Annotated in this window: 17 protein-coding genes; 8 read left to right on the forward strand and 9 right to left on the reverse strand. The window is 61.0% G+C overall.

Annotated elements, in window-relative coordinates; genetic code table 11:
* From GSQ89_RS35030 to GSQ89_RS35040, 3 genes are all read left to right on the forward strand, one after another.
* Positions 1-1,875: FUSC family protein (locus GSQ89_RS35030; RefSeq protein ID WP_158932744.1), on the forward strand; the 1,875-nt coding region annotated here is incomplete at its 5' end.
* On the forward strand, positions 1,875-2,087 hold the full coding sequence (locus tag GSQ89_RS35035) for a DUF1656 domain-containing protein (RefSeq protein WP_158932745.1): 213 nt from the start codon (positions 1,875-1,877) through the stop codon (positions 2,085-2,087). The genes GSQ89_RS35030 and GSQ89_RS35035, both read left to right, overlap by 1 nt.
* Entirely contained in the window at positions 2,084-2,986 is a 903-nt protein-coding gene (locus GSQ89_RS35040; protein ID WP_158932746.1) for an HlyD family secretion protein, read from the forward strand. The genes GSQ89_RS35035 and GSQ89_RS35040 overlap by 4 nt, the downstream gene beginning before the upstream one ends.
* Positions 2,987-3,068: 82 nt before the next feature.
* Here GSQ89_RS35040 and GSQ89_RS35045 read toward each other — a convergent pair whose 3' ends face one another.
* The 3 genes from GSQ89_RS35045 to GSQ89_RS35055 form a co-directional block, all read right to left on the reverse strand.
* Complete coding sequence (locus tag GSQ89_RS35045; protein WP_254073529.1) at positions 3,069-4,493, reverse strand: ABC transporter substrate-binding protein; 1,425 nt, start codon at positions 4,491-4,493, stop codon at positions 3,069-3,071.
* 301 nt (positions 4,494-4,794) lie between these two features.
* Positions 4,795-5,211 (reverse strand): organic hydroperoxide resistance protein, encoded by a 417-nt coding sequence (locus GSQ89_RS35050; protein WP_158932748.1) that lies wholly within the window; start codon positions 5,209-5,211, stop codon positions 4,795-4,797.
* A gap of 18 nt (positions 5,212-5,229) precedes the next feature.
* Positions 5,230-5,904 (reverse strand): helix-turn-helix domain-containing protein, encoded by a 675-nt coding sequence (locus GSQ89_RS35055; RefSeq protein WP_158932749.1) that lies wholly within the window; start codon positions 5,902-5,904, stop codon positions 5,230-5,232.
* A gap of 245 nt (positions 5,905-6,149) precedes the next feature.
* On the opposite strand from GSQ89_RS35055, the gene GSQ89_RS35060 reads away from it, so the two are divergent.
* Positions 6,150-9,005 carry a winged helix-turn-helix domain-containing protein gene (locus GSQ89_RS35060; protein WP_158932750.1) on the forward strand — a complete coding sequence of 952 codons (2,856 nt, stop codon included), beginning with the start codon at positions 6,150-6,152 and terminating at the stop codon, positions 9,003-9,005.
* A gap of 76 nt (positions 9,006-9,081) precedes the next feature.
* Positions 9,082-11,931, forward strand: a complete 2,850-nt coding sequence (locus GSQ89_RS35065) for a winged helix-turn-helix domain-containing protein (RefSeq protein ID WP_158932751.1) — start codon at positions 9,082-9,084, stop codon at positions 11,929-11,931.
* Positions 11,932-12,164: 233 nt separating this feature from the next.
* On the opposite strand, the gene fumC is transcribed toward GSQ89_RS35065, so the two are convergent.
* The 5 genes from fumC to GSQ89_RS35090 all read right to left on the reverse strand — a co-directional run bounded on the left by fumC (position 12,165) and on the right by GSQ89_RS35090 (position 18,316).
* A complete protein-coding gene (gene fumC / locus GSQ89_RS35070; RefSeq protein WP_158932752.1) occupies positions 12,165-13,619 on the reverse strand; it encodes a class II fumarate hydratase in 1,455 nt (484 codons plus the stop codon).
* A 132-nt stretch (positions 13,620-13,751) separates the two neighbouring features.
* Complete coding sequence (locus GSQ89_RS35075; RefSeq protein WP_158932753.1) at positions 13,752-15,392, reverse strand: NAD-dependent malic enzyme; 1,641 nt, start codon at positions 15,390-15,392, stop codon at positions 13,752-13,754.
* Between the two features lie 16 nt (positions 15,393-15,408).
* Positions 15,409-15,951 carry an LUD domain-containing protein gene (locus tag GSQ89_RS35080; protein WP_254073530.1) on the reverse strand — a complete coding sequence of 181 codons (543 nt, stop codon included), beginning with the start codon at positions 15,949-15,951 and terminating at the stop codon, positions 15,409-15,411.
* A gap of 68 nt (positions 15,952-16,019) precedes the next feature.
* Positions 16,020-17,495: a lactate utilization protein B gene (locus GSQ89_RS35085; protein ID WP_216856595.1), complete on the reverse strand. Its 1,476-nt coding sequence runs from the start codon at positions 17,493-17,495 to the stop codon at positions 16,020-16,022.
* Positions 17,496-17,572: 77 nt separating this feature from the next.
* A complete protein-coding gene (locus tag GSQ89_RS35090; RefSeq protein ID WP_158932756.1) occupies positions 17,573-18,316 on the reverse strand; it encodes a (Fe-S)-binding protein in 744 nt (247 codons plus the stop codon).
* A gap of 607 nt (positions 18,317-18,923) precedes the next feature.
* Between GSQ89_RS35090 and GSQ89_RS35095 the strand changes: the two genes are divergently transcribed.
* The 3 genes from GSQ89_RS35095 (at position 18,924) to GSQ89_RS40445 (ending at position 20,248) form a co-directional block, all read left to right on the forward strand.
* Complete coding sequence (locus GSQ89_RS35095; RefSeq protein WP_158932757.1) at positions 18,924-19,139, forward strand: hypothetical protein; 216 nt, start codon at positions 18,924-18,926, stop codon at positions 19,137-19,139.
* A 520-nt stretch (positions 19,140-19,659) separates the two neighbouring features.
* Positions 19,660-19,866 (forward strand): transposase, encoded by a 207-nt coding sequence (locus tag GSQ89_RS35100; protein ID WP_158932758.1) that lies wholly within the window; start codon positions 19,660-19,662, stop codon positions 19,864-19,866.
* A gap of 253 nt (positions 19,867-20,119) precedes the next feature.
* A complete protein-coding gene (locus GSQ89_RS40445; protein ID WP_371734333.1) occupies positions 20,120-20,248 on the forward strand; it encodes a hypothetical protein in 129 nt (42 codons plus the stop codon).
* Between the two features lie 10 nt (positions 20,249-20,258).
* Here GSQ89_RS40445 and GSQ89_RS35110 read toward each other — a convergent pair.
* Positions 20,259-21,435: AMP-binding protein (locus tag GSQ89_RS35110; protein WP_158932923.1), on the reverse strand; the 1,177-nt coding region annotated here is incomplete at its 5' end.

A 21,435-nucleotide genomic window follows, 5' to 3' on the forward strand; every position in this document is an offset into this window, starting at 1 on the left:
GGAGTCCGCCTGTGGGCCGCGGTCTGCCTGGCATTGTTCGTGGCGTTCTCGCTGGAACTCGACGATCCATACTGGGCCGGTGCGACGGCCGCCGTTGTCTTCCAACCGGTGTTGGGTGCGTCGCTGCGCAAGGCCTGGTTCCGCCTGATCGGAACCGTAATAGGCGCCACCGCAGCGGTTCTCCTGAGTGCCGCCTTCCCACAAAACCGCGCATGCTTTCTGCTTGGCTTGGCGCTTTGGGGCGGCGTCTGCGCGTTGGGGGCGACGCTGTTGCGCAATTTCGCCTCCTACGGCGCCTCCCTCGCCGGTTACTCCGCGGCGATCATCATCGGTAGCGAACTCGGCGCGGTGGGGGGCGTCAACGGCGACGCCTTCAATCTGGCTGTCACCCGCGGCACGGAAATCGGCATCGGCATCGTCTGCGCCTGCGTGTTGCTCGCCGTGACCGACCTCGGCAGCGCGCAGCGGCGACTGGCGGCGTTACTGACCAGCCTGTCAACTGACATCGCCGACGGTCTTGTGCGCGCACTACGACTCACCGGTTCGGCTCAGGCAGATGCGCGACCGTTACGACGCCAAATGATCGGCCGGGTCGCGACGCTCGACGTGGTCATCGACCAGGCATCCGCTGAGATCGCCGCCTCGCCGTTTCACCCGGATGCGCTGCGAGCCGCGGCCAGCAGCCTGTTCGTTGCGCTCGCGGCCTGGCGTTCGGTCGCCAACCATCTGGAATTCGCCCCCGGCGCGGCATCCGACGCCGCGCGTGTGCGGGACTACTTGCCGCCGGCGTTGGACAACCCTGCCGCGCTATGGGCCACGGCACGGCGTTTGGTGGCGCTGCCCGCCGAAACCCCGTCGCTGCGGTTGCTGTGCGACCGCACGGCCGGCGGGCTTCTCGCATTGGGCCGAACCGTCCGGCCCCGGAAACCGCGCCAGGTGGCGTGGCCGAGCGTCCCCGACATCCTGCCCGCGCTGATCAACGCCGTGCGCGCGTTCCTGACGATTGGTGCCGCCGCACTGGTGTGGATTTGGACCGCCTGGCCCAGCGGCGCCACGTTCATCATCTTCACCACGATCGGAATCACGCTGTTCGCCCCGCGTGAGGACACCGCTTACGCCACTGCCAAGACCTTCACGACCGGCACGGCCTGTGCCGCCGTGTGCGCCGCGGTCGCCGCCTTCGCCCTGTTGCCCCAACAATCCGGCTTCGCCGGATTCTGCGTCGTGCTCGGTTTGGTTCTGATACCGGCCGGGGCCCTGTCTTCGCGATCCTGGCACCCACCCATGTTCGTTGCGCTGGGCGCCAACTTCATCGCACTGCTGCGCCCATCCAATCCGGCGTTCTACGATCCGGAACAATACTACAATTCGGCCATGGCGCTGTTCGGTGGCGTCGCGTTTGCCATGCTGGCGATGCGGTTGCTGCCGCCAATGCCACCGGCGATGCGCATGCGACGGTTACTGGCGCTGACCCTGCGTGACCTGCGCCGTCTGACGCATGCGAGGCTGCCACGATCCTCCGTTCGATGGGAGCGCCGGATTCATGGCCGGTTGCGCGCGATCCCGGTCTCGGTCGATACGTTGCAAGCTGCGCGACTGATGGCGGCCCTGTCGGCTGGCAGTGAAATCATCCGGTTGCGCCGCATCGCGCTCCGTTTCCATATCGGTTCGGTGCTGCAACCGGCGATGACCGCGATCGCAGCAGGCAACAGCGATGCCGCGCTCCGATCGCTTGACCGCTTCGACGACGCTTTGGCACGGCTGCCCGCCGAACTGCCAGGGACCAGGCTGAGGTTGCGCGCGCGGGGCACGATCCGCTCCATCGCAGATTCGTTCGCCCGGCACACCGAATTCTTCGACGCCAGGGTGCGATGATGAGGTATACGGAAATCAACCTGCTGGGTGTTTACGTCGCGCCGATCGCACCGATGATCGTCGCTGCCTGGGCCGTAATGATACCGTTGCGGCGCGTCGCCGATCGTTTCGGGTTGCTGCGCCATGTCTGGCACCCGGCGCTGTTCCTGTTCGCCGTCTACCTCATACTGCTGTCGGCCATTGTGCTTCTCGCCGGCGGAAGCCTGCCATGACGCAGCCGAGCGAACACACCGACGTTCTGATATCGGCAAGCCGTCTGCGTGCAGTTCCCGTGTTGCTGACGTTCATCATGCTGTGCCTGGCCGGCATCGGCATCTGGGCGGTGTGGCAGGTCTACATGGCCGCACCATGGACGCGCGACGGCACGGTGCGTGCCTACGTCGTCACCATCACACCGGAAGTTTCCGGTCGTATCGTGGAACTACCCGTCGTCGACAACCAGTTCGTCCACAAGGGCGATCTGCTCATGGCGGTCGACCCCACGGATTACGCGATTGCCGTCGAGCAGGCACAGGCCGCTGCCGACCAGGCGCGCACGATCGCCGACAATGCCGAACGGGAGGCGGTACGACGCGCAAATCTGACAACGTTGGAAACGTCCGAGGAGGAAAAGCAGACCTATCGTTCCAGGGCGATCACCGCGCTGGCGGCCGAACGCCAGGCGATCGCCACTCTGGGGCATGCGCATGTCGAGCTACAACGCGCAACGATTCGTTCCCCGGTCAACGGCTACGTCACCAACCTGCAGGTTCAGCTCGGCGATTACGCGACCGTTGGGCAGAGTGCGATTTCCGTCATCAACGCCGACTCCTATTGGGTGGACGGCTATTTCGAGGAAACCAATCTGGACGCGATCCATCCCGGCGACCGAGCGACCGTCAAATTGATGGGTTATCACACATTGCTGCGGGGCCACGTCACCAGCATTGCGCGCGGTATCACGGTCGCCAACGCGGCACGCGGGCAATCGGGCCTGGCCAATGTGAACCCAATCTTCACTTGGGTCAGGCTGGCGCAGCGCGTGCCCGTGCGCATCCAGCTAGACCACGTGCCCGACGGCGTGAGCCTCGTTGCCGGTCAGACCGCCAGTGTGCAGATCGTTCCGCGTTAGAGCATGATCGCGCTGGGCGGAACGTCCAGAGCGCGTGAATCATGCGATCAAACAAAACGCTCTAGCGCCGACACGACCGTCGTCAGACGCGCCTGACGTTCCAGAAATAGGGACCAGTCCCCGGGACCACACCGGCCAGGTTCGCGCGATAGGCGGTGTGTATCTGAAACATGCCCAAGGGAACACAAGGCACCATCGCAAACGCGCGGCGATGGATCTCCAAAGCTATCGCATCGCGTTCCGCATCCGTCGAAGCCTCCACGAAGCGCCGCGTCAGCATCTCTATCGTGTCGTCTTTGAACCACCCGAACCAGCCGGTGGCCCCCAGCCCGCGGATCTGGCTGTTCTCCATCGGCGTGTAACGAATCGTCGAGGGACCCCATGTATGCAGAACGGACCAACCACCTTTTTCCACCGGCTCACGCGACACACGGCGCTGCACCACCGTACCCCAGTCCGTCGCCACCATTTCCACGTTCATGCCGATCTTCCGCAACAGATCGTATGTTACGTTACCAAGCTGTCCGATCGTGGTTACGTCGGTCGGGTTGAGCAACACGGCTTTCTCACCGCTATATCCCGACGCGCGCAACATCGCCGTGGCCTTCCCGACATCGCCTTGCATCACGTCCGCCCCGATCTCCTGACCGTACCGGCTGCCGCACGGAAACATCGACTTGCAGGTCCGGTAAGCGGTTGCATCGCCGCCGGTGACCGTTTCCATATAATCGGTCTGGTTGACCCCCATCATCACCGCGCGGCGTACCGCGACGTCATCGAATGGCGGATGCAGATGATTGAACCGCATGACGGCATTATAGCCGGTCGGGTTATGTAAGCCGACGTCGATATCGGGATCGCGCCGCATCAGTGGCACGAGATCGGGCTCGACCATTTCGTACCAGTCAACTTCACCCGTTTGCAACGCCGCCGCGGCGGTCGCCGGATCCGGAATGGCGCGCCATTCGATCCGATCGAAATGCGTGACCTTACCACCGATCATCCATTCCGCCGGCTCCCGCCGCGGCACATAATCCGGGTTACGCGCATAGGCGGCCCGCGTGCCGATCACGAATTCGTCAGGCAGAAACTTGTATGGGCCGGACCCCGTCGTGTCATTGATTTGCTTGAATGGATCCGTGGTCGCGACGTGTTCGGGCATCATGAAGGCGACCGAAGCCCCACCCCGAGCAATCGCATCGATAAAGATCGAGATCGGCTGCTTCAGGGTGATCTTCAGGGTGCGATCGTCCAGCGCCGAACATTCGTCGACATACTGCCAGACTGTCTGGCCAATCGTCTCACGCGCCGCCCACCGCTTCAGGCTGGGTGCACAATCCTGGGCCCGTACCGGCTCACCATTGTGGAACTTCAGCCCGTCCCGCAGCTTGACCGTATAGACCCGGCCGTCGTCGGATAACGTATATCCCTCAGCCATTTGTGGCTTCGGTTCCTGCTTGGCATTGACGCCAAACAGCAGGTCGTAGATCGCCCATCCGTGATTCACCGTGGGTTGAGCGGTTGTAAAAATCGGATCGAGCAAGGTAAGGCCCGATTGCGGAACAAAGCGCAACGTGCGCGTCTTCGCTGGTTCAGCAACAGCAAATGATGTCGGAGTAGCAACTGCAGCGGCCGACATCCGCAGCAATGTTCTGCGTTGCAATGCGTTTACTCCCTGGCGGCCCGCTAGTTATTTATTTGATTTGTCGATAGCGCTCATATCGCGGACACGCGATCCGCGACTGCCAATGATCCGAAGACATTGTCACGTCAAGCGCCGAACGCGCAGACTGTGCGGGTGAACCCAATCAGACGATAACGATGACAACGTCCACGTTACCACGCGTGGCTCGGGAGTATGGACACACCTGGTGCGCGGTTTGCACCAGGGCCTCGGCAACATCGCGATCCATGCCCGGTAGACTGACGTTGAGGCGAACCGCGAGGCCGTACGCACCAAGCGTGGTGCCCAAATCGACTTCGGCATCGATAGCCAAATCCGCCGGCAGCGTGATCTTCCTTTTACCTGCTTCGATTTTCATCGCACTGATGAAGCAGGCGGACCAGCCAGCCGCGAAAAGCTGCTCCGGGTTTGTGCCGCAGCCCGATATCCCTGGCATCGAAAGCTTGATATCGAGACGGCCATCGCTGCTGCACGAACCGCCGTCCCTGCCCCCCGTGGTGTGAGTTCTGGCGGTGTACAAGACTTTATCCAACTGCGTCATAGTCAATCTACCGACCCTTCAATTGGCCGCGACTTGCGAACAGGCGGATCGGCTTTCCCGCAAGTGGCGATGTCTTGCCTCGCCCTGGGCGTCGGTAAGGTTTCGTTTGCGCCAGGCCGCCGGGGTCTCACCGATCTCATTACGGAATAACCTCGAAAGGTGAGACTGATCGGCGAGCCCGCAGGCAAGTGCGATCTGACTCAACGGCTCCGCGGTCGCCAGCATCATGTGCTGCGCCAGGTCCAGCCTCAGCCGGATGATGTGCATATGCGGAGAAATCCCAAAGCTCTCTTTGAAAGCACGACAAAAATGACTGACGCTCAGCGAGACCTGATTCGCGATTGTCTCGACGTACAAAGTTTCCTCCAGGTTTTCATTCAAATACCGGTCGACCTTGCGCTTTTGCCATGGAGCGAGACCGCCCCGCGTGCTTGGTGTGCCACCTTCCGGCGATCTCGTAAGAAATGTGACTAACCGTAGAGCGGCCGCGCGGGCTTTCACGGGGTCGCTCTCTATCGTCTGGCGGACATTTTCGAGGATTCCAACCGCTTCGGCGGCAAACCCATCGTGACCACTTACGGCCGAAGACCGGCCTGCGAAGCTGGAAGAAGCCGGAGATTCCCTGGCGTAAACCTCCGTCGACAGTGACGTTGCCCGTGTCGCCTCCCAATTAACAATCGCGTGAGTATTCATTGCATGTCTCTCCCTTGAGCAGTGCGCGCGCGGACCAACCGCGACCCGATCGCTGCGTCAAACATTCAAACAGAGACTGCGCTGAAGCGCCCGTTATAGAACATGAGCAGGTATTAGCAGTTGTGAGTGACGGCCTTCACAACGCTTTGCCGCATGCATTGCGGCCGCGGGGGGGCTTGGTGGTGCCGTGTTGATCTTTGTCATAGAATGCACAGCGGGGCCAAGCGCCCATGAAAGATAGTGCCATGGCGGAGTCGGCAGGGCAAAGCAGGAATTTAGTTTCGTTCGGTCCTTTCATCTTGGTGGCGACGGAACGGCGTCTCACCAGAGACGGCGTCACCGTCCCATTGGGTGGACGCACGCTTGACACGTTAATTGCACTGCTCGCGCGGCATGGTCAGCCGATCGACAAGCGCGACCTGATAGCCCAGGTCTGGCCGGACGTTACGGTCGACGAAGGCAGTCTACGCTTCCACATCGCGCGTTTACGGCAGGCTCTCGGCGACGGAAAGGATGGCGCGCGGTACATCGCCACCCTGGCCGGCCGAGGCTACTGCTTCGTCGCGCCGGTTACACGGTCCGGTGATCGCGACAAGGCGCGCGCGCCGGTTGCTGTCGGTTTCACCCGTGCCAACCTGCCAAGCCGCCTGGCGCGTATGGTTGGGCGGACCGATGGCGTTCGCCTGCTATCGACGCAACTGGTCGCGGTACGGTTTGTCACCATCGTCGGCTCCGGCGGCGTCGGTAAGACAACGGTGGCTGTCGCGGTCGCGCATTCCTTGAACGAGTCATTCGCGGGCGTCGTGCTCTTCGTCGACCTCGCATCGCTGAGCGATCCCACGCTGGTGGTAGTATCAGTTGCAGCCATGTTTGGGCTGCCGGTTCACGCCAGCGACCCGATACGCGGCCTCATCGCGTATCTTCGGGACAAGCGCATTCTACTGATCTTCGACAACTGTGAGCATATTATCGGCGCCGTGGCCTCCCTGGCGGCGAGCATCTTCGCGGCCGCACCATACGTTCACATCCTCGCGACAAGCAGGGAGGCACTTCGGGTCGAGGGCGAACACGTCCACAGGCTGGAATCGCTTGCCTGCCCGCCCGATGAGCCGGGACTGACCGCGGCGACGGTGCTGGCGTTCCCCGCGGTTCAGTTGTTCGTGGACCGAGCGGTCGCCAGCGGTGCCCATTTGGATCTGACTGACGCGGATGCCGCGATCGTGGCGTGCATCTGCCGCCGGCTTGACGGCGTGGCCCTGGCGATTGTGTTGGCAGCCGGACGGGTTGAAGCCTACGGCCTGCAACGGACCGCCGCACTGCTGGATGAGCGGCTGTCCTTGTTATGGCATGGTCAGCGCACCGCTCCGCCACGCCAACAGACCCTGAAAGCAACGCTGGATTGGAGCTACGAACTGCTGACGAGACCGGAACAACAGGTGCTACGGCAACTCGCGGTGTTCGTTGGAGACTTCACACTGGACGCGGCACTGGCGGTGCTGACAAACCCAGCCGTCGATCAGATGCTTGTCCTGGGCGCGATCGAAAGCCTGGTCACCAAGTCAATGGTCGCGAGCGACCACACCAGCGCAACGATACGCTATCGGTTATTGGAGACGACGCGGGCTTATGCCCTCGAAATCGACCTTGATGACACAGAATTCGCCAACCTGGCCGCACGCCACGCGACCCATTATAGGCACTGGCTGGAGCAGGCAGGTTCCGAACTGCCGACACTGTCGGATGCGGAACGGACGCTCCAACTCGCCGACCTTGGCAATGTGCGGGCCGCCTTGGAATGGTGCTTTGGCCCCACTGGGAATGTCGAAATCGGCGCTGGGCTTGCCGCTGCCGCCGCGCCGTTTTTCATGGCGATGTCCCTGTCGACTGAGTGTTTCCGCTGGTCGGAACAAGCGATTTCTGCTCTCGACGATGCCACAAGCGGGGGACGGGAGGAAATGCATCTTCAGGCGGCTTTGGGAATGTCGACGATGTTGACCCGTGGCACCACCGAAGCGGCGCTTGCGGCCCTGGAGAGAGGCCTCACACTTGCCGAACGACGTGGCGACGCCATCGACCAACTCATGGTGCTGCTCCCGCTGCAAACCTTCCATTGCCGCGTTGGAGATTACCATACCTCCCTGCCCTGTTCGGAGCGTGCCGCCGAAGTTGCCGCAACGATCGGGGATCCCGCGGCCCTTGAACTCGCGAACGCCACTTTGGGGATTGTGCTGCACGTTATGGGCGACCATCGCGGTGCCCGTGTAAAGCTTGAGCGAGCGCTGCTACATGGGCCGGGTTCGCGGCGAACGACTGCGACTTATCTGGGTTTTGATGGCTACAATATAGCCGGGATAGGCTTGGCGGGTACATTGTGGTTGCTCGGCTATCCGGCTCAAGCCATTGAACGGGCACGCCAGGCCGTGAATGATGCCGCGGGCCTGGATCATCCGGTAACGCTATCCATCGTTTTGATTCGCGCATTCTCCATATTCCTGGGGACCGGCGCTCTGCAGATCGCCGAGGAGCATGCCGACTGGCTGATGTCCTACGCCCAATCGCATTCCCTGGGGCCCTATCTGACCGCCGGACAAGGCTTCAAGAGTCAGTTGGCTATTCTCCGGGGCGATGTCCAGGACGGGGTCGAGAACCTTCAACATTGCCTGAAAGAACTGCACGCAATGCGTTACGAAGTGGTGACCACGGCGTTCAACGTATCGCTGGCCCAAGGACTTGGGATGCTTGGCCGGGTCGCCGAAGGCATCAAGCTGATCGACGAAACGATACAACTGGCCGAAGTAAGCGGAGATCTCTGCTACATGCCGGAGATATTGCGTGTAAAAGGCTTCATATTTCTCTCGATGCCACAGCCACATCGCAAAGACGCGGAAATGTGCTTCAGGCGGTCGCTGGACTGGAGCCGCCGTCAAGGTGCGCTGGCGTGGGAGTTGCGCACCGCGATCGATTTGGCAACGTTGTTAGCCGAACAAGGACAACCGGACAGTGCTCGGACGCTGCTGACGCCGGTGTTCGAACAATTCGTAGAAGGTTTGGACACGACTGACCTGAAGGCCGCAAAGCGCCTTCTGGCGAGCTTCGGTTAGGCGAGCCTTTGGAAGTTTGCGCATTCCGCTGGGCTGATGCACGCGGCGGCGCTAGGCGCCCATGAAAGATAATGCCATGACGGAGGCCAGAGACATTGTTTCGTTCGGTCCTTTCACGTTGGTGGCGAACGAACGGCGTCTCACCCGAGACGGCGTCGTCGTCCCATTGGGCGGACGCACGCTCGACATGTTGATTGCCCTGGTCGCGCATCCCGGCCAGTCGATCGACAAGCGGGACCTGATGGCCCAGGTCTGGCCGGACGTTACGGTCGACGAAGGCAGTCTACGGTTTCACATTGCTCGGTTACGTCAGGCACTCGGCGACGGAAGGAACGGTGCGCGATACATCACCACCCTGGCCGGTCGAGGTTACTGCTTCGTCGCGCCGGTCACACGGCCGGGCGATCATGACGATGCGCCCGCGCCGGCTGCCGCCAGCTTTCCCACTGCCAACGTCCCAGGCCGCCTGGCCCGCATGGTTGGACGGACCGACGGCGTTCTGATGCTTTCGTCCCAGTTGGTCGCCGCGCGCTTTGTGACGATCGTCGGTGCTGGCGGCGTCGGCAAAACCACTGTCGCGGTGGCGGTCGGGCACTACCTGATCAAAGCCTTCGCCGGTGTCGTGCTGTTCGTCGATCTGGGTGTGCTGAGCGACCCCAGGCTGGCGGCGGCCTCCCTGGCGTCCATGCTGGGGCTGGCGGTCCAGTCCGACGATCCCACCCCCACCTTGATCGCCTATCTGCGGGACAAGCGGATCCTCCTGATCCTCGACAATTGCGAACATCTGATAGAGGCGGCCGCCGCCCTGGCGGCACAGATTTTCATAGCCGCCTCCCAGGTCCACATCCTGGCAACAAGCCGAGAGGCGCTCCGGGTCGAGGGCGAGCATGTCCACAGGCTGGAGCCGCTGGCGTTTCCGCCGGACGATCCGACGCTCACCGCCGCCGTCGCTGTGACATACCCCGCGGTTCAGCTGTTCATGGAGCGCTCGGCGGCCAGTGGCGCCCACTTGAATCTGACTGACGCGGACGCGGCGGTCGTGGCGCGCATCTGCCGCAGGCTCGACGGTGTAGCCCTGGCGATCGAGTTGGCAGCCGGACGGGTCGAGGCTTACGGCCTACAGCAAACCGCCGCCCTCCTGGATGAGCGGCTGTCCCTTTTATGGCAGGGTCAGCGCACCGCTCCGCCGCGTCAACAAACCCTGAAAGCGACGCTGGACTGGAGCTACGAACTGCTGACCAGGACGGAACAGCAGATGCTGCGGCACCTCGCGGTGTTCGTCGGAGACTTCACGCTGTGTGCGGCGCTGGCGGTGCTGACAAGTCCGGACGTCGATCAAATGCTTGTCTTTGGCGCCATCGAAAGCCTGGTCGCCAAGTCGATGGTCGCGACCAACCGTGGCGACGCAACGATGCGCTATCGCCTTTTGGATACGACGCGCGATTATGTCCTCGCGTCGCGCATCGACGAAGCCGAACGGGCCGACCTATCCCGGCGCCACGCAATCTATTACCAGCGATGGTCGGAGGAAACCGGGGCCGAATGGCCGACGTTATCGACCGCCGCGGAACGGGCGCCCTACCTGACTGAACTGGGCAATGTTCGTTCGGCACTGGAATGGTGTTTCGGCATTGACGGCGACGCCGAGATCGGCGTCGGACTAGCCGCCACCGCTGCGCCGGTATTGTTGGCGATGACGCTGCTGCCCGAATGTCAGCACTGGTCGGAAACCGCGCTGCTCGCCCTCGACGACGCCACGCGCGGCGGGACGGATGAGATGCATCTTCAGGCCGCCCTGGGAATCTCGTTGATGTTCATGCGCGGGCAAAACGAAGCCGTGCTTGCGGCCTTGAACAAAAGCCTCGCGATCGCCGAGGAACACGGCGATGCCCGCACCCAACTGCGGTTGCTGAACATGCTGCACACATTCCACGGCCGGCTCGGCGATCGCGGCGCCGCCGACCACGTCGCCAAGCGTGGCTCCGCCGTTTCGAAGACGATCGCGGACCCAGCCGCTTCTGCGTTAGGCCACCGCCTGTTGGGGATGGTACTCCACCACATGGGTGACCATGGCGGCGCCCGTGTAGAACTGGAGGCAGCACTGCGGCACGGCGCGGATTCGCGAGCAGCCAGCACTGCCTATTTTGGTTTCGATGGCCACATTTTGGCCGGCACTGGGCTGGCAAGAACCCTGTGGTTGCTGGGCCATCCGGTCCAGGCTACGGAACGCGCACGCCAGACCGTCAAGGAAGCCGCCGACCAGGACCATCCCGTAGCGCTGTCGATGGCCCTGGTCTGGGCTATTTTCGTCTTCCTCCAGACCGGCGATCTCCAGAGCGCCGAGCAACATATCGATTGGTTCATGACCCGCGCCGAATCCCAGTCCCTCGGCCCCTATCTCGCGGTCGGGCGCGGCTTCAAAGGGCAATTGGCCATAATGCGAGGGGACGCGAAAGCCGGGGTCGAAAGCCTGCGGCTCGCTTTGGCGGAACTCCACGCTTCGCGTTACGAACTTCTCACCACGGTCCTCAATATCTCGCTTGCTCAAGGCCTCGCAGTGACCCGTCAATTCGCCGAAGGCATGGCGCTGATCGACCAGACGATCCGACAGGTCGGAGAAAACGAGGATTTTGTCTATACACCGGAATTACTGCGCGTAAAGGGCGGCTTACTCCTGTCAATGCCGAATGCGGCCGCTGAAGATGCTGAAACCTGCTTCACGCGATCGCTTGAATTGAGCCGCCGCCAAGGTGCGCGTGCCTGGGAATTGCGCACCGCGATCGATCTGGCGGCCATGATGGCAATGCGGGGCCAGGCAGCCGGCGCCCACGCGCTTCTGCAGCCAGTGTTCGGCCAGTTCGTCGAAGGCTTTGATACCGCTGACCTGAAGACCGCCGAACGCCTGCTGGCGAGCCTTAGAGCATGATCGCGCTGGGCGGAACGTCCAGAGCGCGTGAATCATGCGATCAAACAAAGTGTTAGAGATCCTGTCGTAAACTTCGTTCGGGGGCGCATAGCCTTATCCCGTCAACGAATAGAATTGATGAGCCGGACACATCTCGCCTATCGGCACCCCATCATTGCCGACTTCCCCACCAAAATCGTTGCCGGAAAACGTAAGCCAAGCCGATCAGTTGCCAACGTTGCGGCAGAACCTCTTCAGCTACCGGCTACGCCACGGCCAACCATTTTCGTGGGGTCGATGATTGCGTCGAAGTTCGTTTCGTCGATGAAGCCCGAATGAAGTGCGGCCTCCCTCAGAGTCAGATTTTCATCACTGGCCTTGTGAGCGATGGCCGATGCCTTGTCATATCCAATAACCGGACTCAGCGCAGTCACCAGCATGAGCGAACGACCGAGCATCTCGCTGATACGTTGGCGATTGAGACGTGTTCCTTCCACCGAGAAACGTCGGAACTTGTCGCAGGCATCGCCAAGCACACGGGCTGAGTGCAGGAAGTTGTTTATGATGATGGGGCGCATTGCGTTGAGCTCGAAATTACCCTGACTGCCGGCAAATGCGACGGCGTTGTCCTCGCCGATCACCTGGATGCAGACCATCACCATCGCCTCCTGCTGGGTCGGATTGACCTTACCCGGCATGATGGACGACCCCGGCTCGTTCTCGGGCAGCACAAGCTCCCCCAGGCCACAGCGAGGCCCGGATGCGAGCCAGCGCATGTCGTTGGCAATCTTCATCAATGCGATCGCGAGACCGCGCAGGGCTGCCATCCCTGCGACCATCGCATCCAAAGACCCTTGCGCCGAAAACTTATTGGGCGCTGTGACGAACGGGTAGCCAGTCAGTTCTGCAATCTTGGAAGCGATCTCCCGGCTAAAGTTCGCCGGTGCGTTCAGTCCGGTGCCGACAGCGGTCCCGCCGGCCGCGAGTTCTGATAATCCCGCCTCTGACCCGCGGATTCGCGCCAAGGCATCGCGTAGCTGATGCGCATAGCCCGACCATTCTTGCCCTACCGTCAAGGGTACCGCGTCCTGCAGGTGGGTCCGCCCGATTTTGACGACACCGTCCCATTCCTTCGATTTCGCCTCGATCGCCACGGTGAGGGCCTCGGCGAGCGGCAGCAGATGTTTTTCCAGTTCGAGTGTCGCGGCAATGTGCATCGCAGTCGGAAACGTATCATTCGACGACTGGCCCGTATTGACGTCGTCGTTCGGGTGGACCGGGGACTTGCTGCCGATCTTGCCGCCAAGCAGCTGCGTGGCGCGATTCGACAACACTTCGTTGACGTTCATGTTTGATTGTGTGCCCGACCCGGTTTGCCAGACAAACAGTGGAAAATGTTCATCCAGCTTGCCCGTGATCGCCTCGTCCGCGGCACGCACGATGGCATCTGCTTTCCACTGCGGCAGTCGCCCGGCCGCTGCATTGACCAGTGCCGCCGCCTTCTTGACGTAGCCGTAGGCGTGATAGACCTGCTTCGGCATGCGGTCGTCGCCGATCGCGAAATGAACCAGGCTGCGCTGCGTCTGAGCACCCCAGTAGCGGTCGGCCGGAACATCGATGCCACCCATCGAATCGGTCTCGTGACGCTTGCCAGTGGCGTCTATACCTATCGGGACGTCACACAAGATTGGATGTGTTTGATTGTTCATCTGAATCGTTCCCTTCGCTGGGTCAAAAGAGACTTCTCGCGTACGACCAGGGCTTCGCGACGCGAGCGTCAATCGCTGCGTTGAAACACGACGAAGTCCGGGGTGGTCGCTGTCGGCCACCCCGGGTACGTGTCAGTACTGCGGACGATAGAGCTGGCCCTCGATCCACGCGCGGATGTCCCGCGGGCGATCGACCTGCGCCAGTCCCTTGTCGAACATGAACTCGGCAACGCGCGATGCCGTCGTCACTTCCGTTGCCAGGATGTCGGCTTGGCTGGGGAACAGCATGCCCTTGGCGCGCAGTTCGGGGCCGACCTGCTCGGCGGTCGCCTCAGCTGCGACAATGAAGCATTCGTCGGTGATCCGTCGGGGCCGAGCCGCATAGGTCGCCAGCCCGATCGCTGGAAAGATGTAGAAATTGTTCGCCTGTCCGGGATGGAGCGTCCGGCCGTTGATGGTCACGTCCGGGAACTGCACACCCGCCGCGAACAGTGCCTTGCCGTTCGACCAGGCGTAAGCCTGTTCGGCGGAGCACTCCGCCTTGTCGGTCGGATTGGAAATGGCGAAGATGATCGGCCGCTCGTTGAGCCGGCTCATGGCCTCAACCACCTGCTGGTTGAAGGCACCGCCCTTGGTACTGACGCCGATCAGCACCGTCGGCTTGAACGTCTCGATGGTCGTCACAAGGTCCTTCGACGGCGCCGCATTGTGCGCGTATACATGTTGCGATTCCGACAGATCTTTGCGGGAGGGTTCCAGCAATCCGTCAACATCGAACAGCGAAATCCTGCTGCGCGCCTCTTGCTGGGAAAGCCCCTGCATCTGCATGGCAGCGACCACCAGATTGGCAATGCCTATCCCCGCCGATCCCGCCCCGAGGAACAGAACCCGCTGGTCGGTCAGCTTCGCATCGATGATCTGCAGCGCCGTTGTCAAACCCGCGAGCACAACGCTGGCCGTGCCCTGAATGTCGTCATTGTAGCACAGCACCTTGCTGGCATAGCGGCTAAGCAGCCGGATCGCGTCGGTGCCCTTCCAGTCCTCGAAGTGGATGCAGCAGTTCGGGAAGACCTGCTGCACCGCCTGAACGAATTCCTCGACAAGCTCATCGAGTTCATTCTCCGACGGCGGCGGTTCACGCAGGCCCAGATACAGCGGATCGGCACGAAGCGCCGCATTGGTGGTGCCGACGTCGAAGAGCACGGGCAGCAGGCAAGCAGGCGGCACCGCTGCGCAGGCTGTGTAGAGTTGCAGCTTCCCGATGGGAATACCCATACCATTGGCGCCGATGTCGCCGAGGCCGAGGATACGGCCGCCGGTCGAGACGCAGATGAAGCGCACATCCCGCTCCGGCCAGTTGCGTAGTACCTCGCCGATGCGGCCCTTCATGTCGCGCGTGATGTACATGCCGCGCGCCCGCCGATAGATATGGCCAAACGCGAGACAGGCGTCCGCGACCGTCGGATCATAAACAATCGGCATGAAGCGCGCCGGATCAAACATGAGTGTGTGGTAAAATAGCGTCTCATTGCGGTCCAGCAAACCGATCAGATAAATGTAGCGTTCCAGATCGTTCGGTTTCGCGTCGAGGTGCTTCATCACACGCTCAGTCTGCCGATCGAGGCTGTCCACCGACGGCGGCAACAGGCCTTCGAGTCCGTATTCACGGCGCTCTTTCGACGTAAACGCAGTACCCTTGTTGCGAACGGAATCACTGAGCAGTGCAACGCCATGCTGGACATGCCCATGATTGTTTCCGACAGCGTGATCCATGTTATTCTCCCGTATTTTACTGGGTGATCGGGTCGTCGGTTGCGCGTGCCACGGGCAGGACCGAGAGCGAACGCACACCTTGCGCACCGTGGATGAGTACGCCTTCGATATCGGCCGTCGCAGATGGACCAGAATGGAAACTGGCGTAATGCCTGTCTCGAAAATCCGGCCGGCGATAGGCGTGATGCAGATTGACAACGATGTCGGTCGGATCGAGCAGGACGATCAGGTGCTGAGCGAGGTAGGCCACCGCGTTCACATGGAGGTCGGCATCGGTCAGGAGAAGGGAACCAGTCTCCGCAACAGCGAACGACGCCCGGACAATAGCAAAATCGACATCCGCCAGATCCCGGGATGCGTCCACACCGGCAATATCACGGTTGCCGGCGATCTCCGGCACCGTCGAGCACACGATTTTGGCGCCCGCAATTATGATCCGGATCGGCACCAAGATGTCACCGGAGGACGGCGGATCGAGGAACATGCCGCCCATGCGGTGCAGATTCTCCTTGAATGCTGACAAGAGCGACACCGGTGGGTCGGCATCGAACAGCGGCACGTCGGGAAGCGACCGGTCGACACGCGGCAGATTAGCTCGGATTGAGGCCAGGATGTCGTCACGACTGCTCATGGCTTGCCTCCCCGGTTCGCGTGGTACCAACTGTGAAAGGTTTGCTTCGGTGCGTGCGGCACCTCGCGGTGTTTGCCCCAGGCGTTCAGGCCGTTGTAGATGATAAAGCGCGGCAGATGGGCGAGCGCCGTATCGGCGGCAGCGATGGCGGCGCGGTAGGCCATGGGCCGCGACAGCAAGACGCCGGCGGCCTTCATCGCCACTTTTTTGGCGAGCGGCACCTCATGTTCTTCCACAAGCACGCGCCGCCATGCATAGATCTGTTCGTGAATATTGATCTTCACCGGACAGACGTTGGTGCAGCTTCCATTAAGAGAAGATGCGTACGGCAAATTGCTGTACTTTCTCTTATTGAAGGTTGGATCGATGATGAGGCCGATCGGACCGGAGTAGGTGGCGCCGTAGCTCAGGCCGCCGCCGCGACGGTAAACCGGGCAGGTGTTCATGCAAGCGCCGCAGCGGATGCACTTCAGCGACGTCCAGAATTCCTCCAGGCCCAGGCGTTCGGACCGGCCATTGTCCACCAGGACCACATGCATCTCGCCGCCATCCCGGGGGCCGCGGAAATGCGAAGTGTACTGGGTCATCGGCGAGCCCAGGGCGCTGCGCGACAAGAGACGGATGAACACCGCCAGATGCTCCATGCGCGGGAGGATTTTTTCGATGCCGATCGAGGCGATGTGAAGTTTCGGCACGTTGGCCGAGAGGTCTGCGTTGCCCTCGTTTGTGCAGACGACGAAGGTCCCGGTTTCGGCCACCACAAAATTGGCTCCTGTCATGCCGGCGTCGGCATCCAGGATCAGTGGCCGGGTCGCTTCCCGCTGCGCTTCGGCAAGGTAATGAACGTCGGTGTTGTCGGGGTCGGTGCCGATCGTTCGTGAAAACAGCTCCGCGACATCGGTGCGAAGCTTGTGCACGGCGGGCACGACGACATGACTTGGATCTTCGTTGTCGAGCTGCTGGATACGCTCGCCGAGATCGGTTTCGGTCACCTCGATCCCAACCGAAGCCATGTACGCCCGGAAACCGCACTCCTCCGTTAGCATCGATTTGCTCTTGATCAGCGATTTCGCACCGTGGTCGCGCAGAATGCCGTGGACAATTTGATTGTGTTCGGCAGCGTCGCGGGCCCAGTGGACGTGGATTCCGTTCGCTCTCGCATTGGTCTCGAACTGATCGAGATATTTGTCGAGATGGGTAAGTGTGTGTTCCTTGATTGCTGAAGCGAGCGACCGCAGCTCCTCCCATTCAGCAATTCCATGCATTTCGCGGTCGCGCTTCTGCCGCAGATCCCAAAGCCGCTCATCATGCATCTTCTCGTGTTCGGGCGCGGCGATGAAGCGCCCTGCAGCCTCCTGTTGGTCGACCGGTCGATTGCCGCGCACCTTGGCACCACGCGGCTGCGGTTCGGGCAGGACCCGCAACGGTTTCGATGTGCCCTCGGCATGATCGAGGCGACGACCGTCGCGCATGATGGAATTGGGATCGTGCTCTGCCCGCAGTTCGGGATGCAGCATGCCACCGCTGTCGATCGGCTCATGTACCGAGATCATGCGCTGACTCCATTCAGAATCTGGGCGATATGGATGAACTTCATCTGAACGCCGATGCGCTCGGCGCAGCCCTGCTGATGCATCAGACAGGAACTGTCGGCTGAAACGATGTACTCGGCGCCGGCCTGGGCATGATCGCTGACCTTGTCGTAGCCCATCTTGGTGGAAACGACTTCCTCGAACACCGAGAAGGTGCCGCCGAAGCCGCAGCACTCATCTGGCCGGGCTGGTGTGACGAACTCAATTCCCGCAACTTTGGACAACAGATCAAGGGGTTTGGAGAAGAACGGTTCGTGCAGTTCGGATGGGCGCGCGTGCTTAAGCCGACGCAAGGTACCGCAACTGTTGTGCAGGCCGACGCGATGCGGAAATCTGGCCCAAGGGAAGGCGTCGACCTTCTGAATGTCGTGCAGGAATTCGACCAGTTCAAAGGTTCGCGTTCGGACCTCCTTGACCTCATCTGTTTGCTCAATCGCATCGAAATTGTCTCGCACGTGGTGGACGCAACTGCCGGAAGGCGCCACGACATAGTCAAAGCCGGAGAAATTGCGCACGAATAGCGCCTCGGTATCGGCACATTCGGTGTTGAAGCCGCTATTGGCCATCGGCTGGCCGCAGCAAGTCTGGTCGCACGGGTAGTCGACGTCGTGGCCGAACCGCTCGAGCAACTCGAGCGTCGCGATGCCGACCTCAGGGAAGAAGGCGTCGATGTAGCAGGGGATGAAAAGCCCAATCCGCATTTGTCTCTCCTTCGATTTCATGTCGCAACCGTTGTTCGGGCGTTGCCTATGAAGACGCGGTGGCCAACGGCCGTGTAAAGCAGCATCAGCGGGAAGACGCAGAGTCCCTCTCCCCAGAACATGAAGACAAGACTGGAATGTGGTTCGGCAGCTACGTTGATGGTGGCGACGAGGGGACCATGAGTCATCGCACTTAGATATGATGAGGGGAGTTACTCGGCTTGCATGAAACACGCACGGTTCGTCCAAGTTTGCCAAGATCGACACTGCGCAGATTCTGTCGCGAAGTTGGCCGACTGATCCGTTTGGCTTAATATCCTTCTGCTCAAGCCTGACTTTTTTTTGCAGCAGCATTGGATGTTATGTCGGTCTGGCGACGAGATTTTGGCGGAACGACCTTAACGTTCCTTGTCCCCGGGTTGATGGCAATGATCAGGAAGAGACCGATTCGGAACATTGATGGTCGTGACATCAAGGCTCAGGGACGGTTCATCGCCACGCCGGTCGAAGTTGCTCCCTGATGGGTTCGGTCAGCGTTCGCGCCAATCGGCTCTGTTGGGTTCTGTTGCAGCTTCTAGCCGCGTGCTGAGCCAGGGAAAAGCTGGCCATGGTGAAGCGACGACAAGCAGCTCAGGAGCGGCAGGATCAAACCTTCAAGGCACGGCAATTCACTGCTGAAATGATCTTGCGGCCGGTCCGATGGTATCTGATGTTTTCCATTAGTTACCGCGATCTCGAACTCATGCTGCTGGATCGCGGCGTCGACGCGCGCTTTCTTGCTATCGATTTGGTGGCTGCGTCAGATTGTCGGTCGAGCACGTGACAGCCTATCTGGATTCTGCCCTATGCCCCGCCCAAGACCCGAAGGACCCAAACTGGAGCGATACCGCGGCCGGTGGTGCATCGCCTGGTGGGACGGCGGGACGCGTCGCTGCATTTCGACGGGCGCAACGGATGAGCGCCGCGCTCGACAGTCCCTCGCGGATTTCAATAAATACTAAATTTACTAATGATTTCAATGGTATCTCGTAGGGGAAGGGGATTTAAGCACCTCTATAGCATTGAAATTGCTTGTTAGCTTGGTTTCTTTCATAGATGTTGGTCAAAACGTTGGTCAAACTGTGCCACACTACCTCGGTCAAAAACCAAGGGCGTAGCTATGCCGGCGGCCGACGAACTGATCTTGCAAAGTCTAGGTTTCGGGGGAAATCGAACTGAGAGTGACGCGCCAGCTCCATTGCATCGTGTAAACCGCGACCAACCTCTGAGGTGGCCCCCAAAAACTGGACAGGTAGCTAAGAGAGAGTCCAGCCTGGGAACGGCCGTTTGGCCGGAGGTGAGACTTGTCGAAAACACGGAAGAAGCACAGTCCTGAGTTCAAGGCGAAGGTGGCGCTTGCGGCGATCCGCGAGGAGGGCAGGGTGGCCGAGCTGTCGAGCAAGTTCGGGGTCCATGCCAGCCAGATCCATACGTGGAAGAAGACGCTGCTGGACGGCACTGCGACACTGTTTGGGCGGGACACCTCTGCGGCACACCGACAATCAAGGTGAGACTTAGGGCTTGATTCCACCTGTGTGATTACAGATAACGAAAAGGTCGTGGCCGACCGGCGTGGGACCAGAAGGCGTGCGTTTTCGGTACATGGCGCCTGTATCTTGATCGAAATCATTCCGACGAGGGATTACCTATGAGCGAAGAGGCCTACGCCGCCACGATCAGTCAAACGGCACAGGAGGTTTTTCGCCAGCCGTCCATTCCATACAGTCCCACTTTGGCTTTCGGGAAATCCCCGGCTTCGATTCAATCCTCGCTATTCAATATATCTTGGCGATCGAGAGCGCCCTTGATGTCACCCTGAATGAGGAGGAAGTCGACACCATGCACACAATGGGCGATCTGATTAATCTGCTGAAGGCGAAAAAGGGCGCTTAGCCGGTTCTTCTCAGTCCGACACACCCAACCGCTGAGCGAGCCCGATACGCTGCGGCTTGCCTGTTGGTCCGTTCGGGATTTCCTCTAGGAACACGATCGTCCGCGGCACCTTGAACGGTGCCAGACGAGATGCCACGAAAGCGCGCAGGACCTCGACATCTGCCTCGACACCGTCATGCAGAACGACGGCTACCGCGACGTCCTCACCGAACGTCCGGCTCGGCATCGCGAACGTGACCGCCCGCCGAACCCCGGGATGTTCCAGCAGAATGTTATCCACCTCGACAGGGGCGATCTTTTCACCGGCGCGGTTGATGATCTCCTTCAGGCGGCCCGTCAGGCGCAGATAACCGTCGGGGTCCAAAATCCCTTCGTCGCCGGTCCTAAACCATCCATCGTGGAACGCAGCGGCATTGGCCGTCGGATTATTTTCGTAGCCCTGTGTCACGTTCGGGCCCCGTATTACCACCTCTCCGGTCGCACCCGCCGGCAGCAGCGTCCCATCCGCATCCATGATCGCGATGTCGGGACCCGCGGCGATACCCACACTGCCGGCAAATCGTGGCGCCGGCGGCAGCGGATTGCTGGCCATCTGATGAGTGGCCTCAGTCATGCCATAGGCTTCGATGACTGGAACCCCGAATGCCTGCTCCAGCGCCGCCATGGCCGGCGGCGGCAGGGATGCGGAGGAACTGCGGATGAACCGAAGCCGCCCCGCGGCAATGACATCTTTGAAACGCGGGGCGAGATCCAGCAATGCTTGGTGCATGGTCGGAACGGCTGTGTACCAGGTCGGCCGGATATCACGCATCCAGGTGAAGAAACGGAAACCGCTCAGACCCGGGGTACAGACCACCGACGCGCCCGCCGCGACTGATGATAGCACCGCGGCTATCAGGCCATGTATGTGGAACAGCGGCATGATGTTTAGACACACATCAGATGGTTCTAGTCGCAACGTCCGGCCGATATGCCGCGCGGAGGCCGCCAGGTTGGCGTGCGTCAACGGCACGATCTTGGGCCGTGCGGTGGTGCCCGATGTATGCAGCACCAGTGCCACGTCGTCGGCACCGGCAAGACCACCCAGGCTGGGTGTACCGCCCGTCCCCGGGGGAGGAACAAGGACAAAATCCCCGGCAAATGATGGCTCAGACACCAGTTCGAAAATCGGAATCCCTTGCTCCGCC

Origin of the sequence: Acidisphaera sp. S103 (genome assembly GCF_009765975.1) — a bacterium.
Taxonomy (GTDB): domain Bacteria; phylum Pseudomonadota; class Alphaproteobacteria; order Acetobacterales; family Acetobacteraceae; genus Rhodopila.